6 protein-coding genes and 1 tRNA gene are annotated in these 6,537 nt (G+C 66.2%); 1 reads left to right on the forward strand and 6 read right to left on the reverse strand.

What is annotated here, in order from left to right; translation table 11 throughout:
- Positions 1–462 precede the first annotated feature (462 nt).
- The 3 genes from ACE3N6_RS01355 to serS form a co-directional block, all read right to left on the reverse strand.
- Positions 463–553, reverse strand: a tRNA-Ser gene (locus ACE3N6_RS01355).
- Between the two features lie 47 nt (positions 554–600).
- Positions 601–963 carry a carboxymuconolactone decarboxylase family protein gene (locus ACE3N6_RS01360; protein ID WP_374243360.1) on the reverse strand — a complete coding sequence of 121 codons (363 nt, stop codon included), beginning with the start codon at positions 961–963 and terminating at the stop codon, positions 601–603.
- A gap of 88 nt (positions 964–1,051) precedes the next feature.
- Entirely contained in the window at positions 1,052–2,338 is a 1,287-nt protein-coding gene (gene serS, locus ACE3N6_RS01365) for a serine--tRNA ligase (RefSeq protein ID WP_374243361.1), read from the reverse strand.
- Between the two features lie 248 nt (positions 2,339–2,586).
- On the opposite strand from serS, the gene ACE3N6_RS01370 reads away from it, so the two are divergent.
- The gene (locus ACE3N6_RS01370; RefSeq protein ID WP_374243362.1) at positions 2,587–2,853 is read left to right on the forward strand and encodes a hypothetical protein; all 267 of its coding nucleotides are present in this window, start codon (positions 2,587–2,589) and stop codon (positions 2,851–2,853) included.
- Here ACE3N6_RS01370 and ACE3N6_RS01375 read toward each other — a convergent pair.
- From ACE3N6_RS01375 to ACE3N6_RS01385, 3 genes are all read right to left on the reverse strand, one after another.
- On the reverse strand, positions 2,822–4,177 hold the full coding sequence (locus tag ACE3N6_RS01375) for a replication-associated recombination protein A (RefSeq protein WP_374243363.1): 1,356 nt from the start codon (positions 4,175–4,177) through the stop codon (positions 2,822–2,824). The genes ACE3N6_RS01370 and ACE3N6_RS01375 overlap by 32 nt on opposite strands.
- Before the next feature lie 24 nt (positions 4,178–4,201).
- Complete coding sequence (lolA, locus tag ACE3N6_RS01380) at positions 4,202–4,837, reverse strand: outer membrane lipoprotein chaperone LolA (protein WP_374243364.1); 636 nt, start codon at positions 4,835–4,837, stop codon at positions 4,202–4,204.
- Positions 4,834–6,537, reverse strand: a 1,704-nt coding sequence (locus tag ACE3N6_RS01385) for a DNA translocase FtsK (RefSeq protein ID WP_374243365.1), incomplete at its 5' end; no start/stop codon positions are given. The genes ACE3N6_RS01385 and lolA, both read right to left, overlap by 4 nt.

The raw sequence follows: 6,537 nt of genomic DNA on the forward strand, positions 1-6,537 counted from the left end.
CTGGCACCCGGCCACCCACCTCACAACGCCATCTTCCCCTTCCATCGCCGTGCGCCTCCCCTTTCTGGGCGGCACACGAGCGGCGCATTGCTGGATAGATAGGAGCCCTGCCGGTCGATCCCGAAGGAGAGCCACCGCAAGGCCCGCAATGGGCTGCAGCAGCCAACGACAAGAGCGCGGCAGCCTGCGCCCGCTGGCGACGGCTTCGACGAGGGCAGGAGAATACGCAGAGAGAAGCAGCCAACCGCCCGGGCAAGCCGATGGAACGCGTTCCCGAGCGCAACCGGGCAGATGGGCGGCCATCGGCCAGGCAGGCAGATCGCCAGCACCCGCGCAACGGGGCAGCCAACGACAACCCACACCCCCAACCGAAACCGCAAGCCACGAGATGCCGATTTGCTCACCGGCAAGCCACAAAAGCAAAAAGCCCTTGGTGACCAAGGGCTTTTTGCTTTGAAACAATGGCGGAAAGGGAGGGATTCGAACCCTCGATACGGCTAAACCGTATACCGGATTTCGAGTCCGGCGCATTCGACCACTCTGCCACCTTTCCGCTCGAAGCGCCGAATTATAGACAATCCGGCGAAAAAAGCCAGCGCTTTATGCTGGTTTTGCGGTGCGAGCGGTAAATTCGTCGTAGGCGCGCACGGCCTCGGCCGCGTACATCAGGCTCGGGCCGCCGCCCATGTAGGTGCAGATGCCCAGGGTTTCCATCAGCTGCTCGCGGGTCACGCCCAGGCGGATGAGCGCCTTGACGTGAAAGCCGATGCAGCCGTCGCAACGGGCGGAGACGCCGATGGCCAGGGCGATGAGTTCTTTCTGCAGGGCGGTCAGCGCCCCTTCCTTCATCGCGTCCTTGGCCATCGCGCTGAAACCCTTCATGGTTTCGGGGATTTCTGCGCGCAGGGCTTCCATGCCCTTGCTGAGGTCGCCGGTGATCTGGACGAAGGATTTGCTGCTCATGGTTGCCACTCCTTTTATTAGATTTTTCTAATATACAGGATCGGCGGCCCAAGGAAAACCGCCGGCATCAAGCCGGCGGTGATTTTTCTCAGTTGGCGGGCTGTAGCACCGTGACGCCGCCCATGTAGGGCTGCAGCACGGCGGGCACACGTACCGAACCGTCGGCCTGCTGGTAGTTCTCGAGCACCGCGACCAGGGTACGGCCCACCGCGAGGCCGGAGCCGTTGAGGGTGGCGAGGGTTTCGTTCTTGCCCTGGGCGTTCTTGAAGCGGGCCTGCATGCGGCGGGCCTGGAAGCCCTCGAAGCACGAGCAGGAGGAGATCTCGCGGTAGGTGTTCTGGGCCGGCAGCCAGACTTCCAGGTCGTAGGTCTTGGCGGCGGAGAAGCCCATATCGCCCGAGCACAGCACGATCTTGCGGTAGGGCAGCTCGAGCTTCCGGAGGATGGCCTCGGCATGGCCGGTGAGTTCCTCAAGGGCGTCCCAGGCCTTTTCGGGCTGCTCGATGCGGACGAGCTCGACCTTGTCGAACTGGTGCTGGCGGATCATGCCGCGGGTGTCCTTGCCGTAGCTGCCGGCTTCGGAGCGGAAGCACGGGGTGTGGGCGACGAACTTGAGGGGCAGCGCATCGAGCGGCAGGATCTCGTCGCGGACGATGTTGGTGACCGGCACTTCGGCGGTGGGGATGAGGTAGAACTTGCCACCGTCGGCCTTGGGCACCGAGAACAGGTCTTCCTCGAACTTGGGCAGCTGGCCGGTGCCGAACATGCTGGCGGCGTTGACCATGTACGGGGTGTATAGCTCGGTGTAGCCGTGCTCGGCGGTGTGGGTGTCCAGCATGAACTGGGCGAGCGCGCGGTGCAGGCGGGCGAGGCCCCCCTTCATCAGCGAAAAGCGGGCGCCGGAGATCTTCACCGCGGTTTCGAAATCCAGCCCGCCCAGGCGGGTGCCGATGTCCACGTGGTCGCGCACCTCGAAGTCGAAGCTGGGGATCGTGCCCCAGCGGCTGACCTCCACGTTGTCTTCTTCGGACTTGCCTGCCGGCACACTGTCGTGGGGCAGGTTGGGCAGGCCGGCGACGAAGGCGTTGAAGCGCTCCAGCAGCTCGGCCAGGGCGACCTCGTTGGCCTTCAGCTCGTCGCCGATGCCGGCAACCTCGGCCAGCACGGCGGAAGCGTCCTCGCCCTTGCTCTTGAGCTGGCCGACCTGCTTGGAGAGGGTGTTACGGCGGGCCTGGAGCTCCTGGGTACGGGTCTGGCGCGTCTTGCGCTCGTCTTCGAGCGCCTGGAAGGCGGCAACGTCGAGGCTCATGCCCCGGGTGGCGAGTCGCTCGGCCACGAAATCCAGTTTGGCACGAAGCAGTTGAACATCAAGCATGACTATCCCTATTCGAATCTGAAACCGGTCAATCGACGGTACATCGGGCAGCGGCACCCCGCCCGCCCGGATCGTGGTTGCACCGCACCACGGCGAAACCGCTTGCACCACTAGCAGAAGTTATGAAAATCAAAAAGTTAATAGCCCACAAAAGTTAAACTTTTCTTGATTTCCATGGTTCAAAACCCACACTTAAAGAAAGACGTACGCAGATGACGTCGCGCACCCTGACCATTGAGGAGACACCCATGTTATCGATACGCGACTGCCTGGATTATTGCGACCTCACCGACGAGGATGTGGCCATCATTGCGGAGCACCACGACATTCCCGATGTCGCCGCCGCCCAGATTGCCTGCGGGCTCGTCCAGAGCCGGGAGGGGACGCTGCTGCTTACCCAGTTCATGCAGGAACTCGTGGAAGAGGCCGAATGCCGCGGCGACCGCGACAAGGCCAAGCGCTTCCGGGCTGCCTGCGCACGTTTCATCGCGAGCCACCCTGTCCAGACCCACTGACATTGCCCTGCCCTGCGCCGGCCTCGGCCTGACGGTCGAGTCCGCGCAGGCGCGCCAGCTTTTCTCCGATCTTTGCTTCCAGCCCCCGGTCGACCGGTTGGTACCAGCCGGGGCGCGCCATGCCGTCGGGCAGATAGTTCTCGCCGGCAGCGTAGCCGCCCGGTTCGTCGTGGGCGTAGCGATAGGCCTTGCCGTAACCCAGCTCCTTCATGAGCCGGGTGGGCGCGTTGCGCAGATGGATCGGCACGGGGCGGGAGACGTCGTTGGCGACAAACCTCCGGGCCGCATTATACGCGTTGTAAACCGCGTTCGATTTGGCGGCGCAAGCGAGGAAAACGGCCGCTTCGGCGAGCGCCAGTTCGCCTTCCGGTGAGCCCAGACGCTCGTAGGTGGCGCAGGCGTTGAGGCAGATCTCCAGCGCCCGCGGGTCGGCCAGGCCGATGTCCTCGATGGCCATCCGCACCAGCCGACGGCCCAGGTAAAGCGGCTCGGCGCCACCGTCGAGCATCCGGCACAGCCAGTAGAGCGACGCATCGGGGTCCGACCCGCGCACCGACTTGTGCAGGGCGGAGATCTGGTCGTAGAAGGCCTCGCCGCCCTTGTCGAAGCGGCGCAGGTTGCGCGACAGGGCTTCGTCGATGAAGGCCGGCGTGACCGGATTGACGCCGGCGGTTTCGGCCGCCGTCTGGACCTGCTCCAGCAGGTTGAGGAGGCGTCGGGCGTCGCCGTCGGCAAAGCCGGTGAGGCGATCCCGGGCGTCGTCCTCGAAGGCGAGATCGGGGCAGGCGTGAGCCCGGGCGCGCTCGAAGAGTTCGGCCAGTTCCTCGGCGGTAAGCGGCTGCAGCACGTACACCGCGGCGCGGGACAGCAGCGCGGAATTTACCTCGAAGGACGGGTTCTCGGTGGTGGCTCCCACCAGCGTGACCAGGCCCTGCTCCACAAACGGCAAGAACGCGTCCTGCTGGGCCTTGTTGAAGCGGTGCACCTCATCCACGAAGAGGATGGTGTGGCGCCCGCGGGCCCGGGCGGCTTCGGCCTGGGCGATGGCTTCGCGGATGTCCTTCACGCCGGAGAAGACCGCCGACAGCGCGGTGAACTCCGCGTCGAAGGCTTTTGCCATCAGGCGCGCGAGGGTGGTCTTGCCCACGCCCGGCGGGCCCCACAGGATCATCGAGTGGGGCTTGCCCGACTGGAAGGCGAGCGCCAGCGGCTTGCCCGGCCCGAGCAGATGGCGCTGGCCGATCACCGCCGCGATGGTCTGCGGTCGCATGGCTTCGGCGAGGGGCAGCCGCGGCGGGTCGAGGGCGTCGAACAGATCGGCCATGGGGGTGACGCGAGGGCCCGGCGTTCAGTCGCCGACCACGTCGGCGCCCTTGGGCGGCACGAAGCGGAACAGGCCGGCATCCAGCGCCGGGTTGCGTTCGAGCTGACCGAACTGCAGGGCGGTGGTCTGGCCGAAGTTGTCGTGGAGCACCATGGCCTTGAGCTGGCCGCCGGCAAAGCCCAGTCGGATGCGCTCGAAGCTGCTGTCGTCGGCCTTGGGGGTGGCTTCGACCCATTCCAGGCCATCGGCGGCGCCAGCATCCTTCAGCACGAAGTTCTTGTCCAGGGCGTTGTCGCCGGCAAGAATTGCCGCCGGGGTGTTGCCCAGGGCCTGACCGAGCTTCTTGGTGGTGACCTGGTTGAGTTCCTGGTCGAAGGCCCAAAGCTTGCTGCCGTCGCCCACCAGCAGCTGGGCGTAGGGCTTCTCGTACACCCAGCGGAACTTGCCCGGGCGCGAGAACGCAAACGTGCCGGTGGCCTGCTGGGGCTTGCGGCCGGACTTGGAGAAGACCTGCTGGGAAAAGCTGCCCTTGGCGCTGCGGGTGCCGTCCATGAACTGCTTGAGCTGGGCCAGGCCATCGGCGTGGGCCGGGCCGGCAGCGAGCAGCGCGGCCACGGCCAGCCCGCGGACGAGGGGTTTGAACAGGGTGCGGATCATCATTCTCCTTCGCGGGCGGGGGCGACCACCTCCCGGTTCCCGTTGGCGCCCATGGGCGTGACGAGGCCGGAGCGCTCCATCTGCTCGATGAGGCGCGCGGCGCGGTTGTAACCGATGCGCAGGTGACGCTGGACCAGCGAGATCGACGGCCGGCGCGTCTTGACGACGATCTCGACGGCCTGATCGTAGAGCGGGTCGGCCTCGCTGCCTTCCCCACCTTCGCCGCCGCCCAGCAGATCGCCGCCGTCGTCTTCGGGCGAGGCCAGGATGCCGTCCACGTAGTCGGCTTCGCCGGTGGCCTTGAGGTATTCGACCACCTTGTGCACCTCGTCGTCGGCCACGAAGGCGCCGTGCACGCGCACCGGCAGGCCGGTGCCCGGCGCGAGGTAGAGCATGTCGCCCATGCCCAGGAGGGCCTCGGCGCCCTGCTGGTCGAGGATGGTGCGGGAGTCGATCTTGCTGGAAACCTGGAAGGCCATCCGGGTGGGGATGTTGGCCTTGATGAGGCCGGTGATGACATCCACGCTGGGGCGCTGGGTGGCGAGGATCAGGTGGATGCCGGCGGCCCGGGCCTTCTGCGCCAGACGGGCGATAAGCTCTTCGATCTTCTTGCCCACCACCATCATCAGGTCGGCCAGCTCGTCGATGATGACCACGATGTAGGGCAGCTTGTCGAGGGGCTCGGGGCTCTCCGGCGTGATCGAGAACGGGTTCTTGAGGGGCGCGCCGGCCTTGGCGGCTTCGGCCACCGCCTTGTTGTAGCCGGCCAGGTTGCGCACGCCCAGGGCCGACATGAGCTTGTAGCGCTTCTCCATCTCGGCCACGCACCAGTTGAGCGCGTTGGAGGCGTGCTTCATGTCGGTGACCACCGGCGCCAGCAGGTGCGGGATGCCCTCGTAGATCGACAGTTCGAGCATCTTCGGGTCGACCAGGATGAGCCGCACGTCGGCGGGTTCGGACTTGTAGAGCAGCGACAGAATCATCGCGTTGATGCCCACCGACTTGCCCGAGCCGGTGGTGCCGGCCACCAGCAGGTGGGGCGTCTTGGCGATGTCGGCCACCACCGGCTGGCCGCCGATGTCCTTGCCCAGCGCCACGGTGAGGGGCGAGTGCATGTCGTGGTAGGCCTTGGAGCCGAGGATCTCGGACAGGCGAACGGTCTGGCGCTTGGGGTTGGGTAGCTCCAGCGCCATGCAGGTCTTGCCCGGCACCGTCTCGACGACGCGGATGCTCACCACCGACAGGGCGCGGGCCAGATCCTTGACCAGGTTCATCACCTGGCTGCCCTTCACACCCACCGCCGGCTCGATCTCGAAGCGGGTGATGACCGGGCCCGGATAGGCCGCCAGCACCTTCACCTCGACGCCGAAGTCGGCCAGTTTGCGCTCGATGAGGCGGGAGGTGAATTCGAGGGTTTCGGGCGACGGCGGCTCCACGTCGTGGGCGGGCTCGTCGAGCAGCGCCAGGGGCGGCAGCGCGCCGCCGGGGAGTTCGGTGAACAGCGGGGTCTGGCGCTCCTTCTCGACCCGCACGGATTTCTCGACCTCGACGATGGCCGGCTCGATGCGCAGGGGCGGCGGCGGCGCGGCCTCTTCCTTCTTGCGCTTGGTCTCGACGACGGCCTCGCGCTTCTGGGCCACCTCCCGGCCGATGCGCCGGTCTTCAAGGGTCTGGAAGCCGTTGGTGGCGAACAGCCAGGTTTT

The organism is Zoogloea sp. (assembly GCF_041904905.1).
In the GTDB taxonomy this organism is placed as follows: domain Bacteria; phylum Pseudomonadota; class Gammaproteobacteria; order Burkholderiales; family Rhodocyclaceae; genus Zoogloea.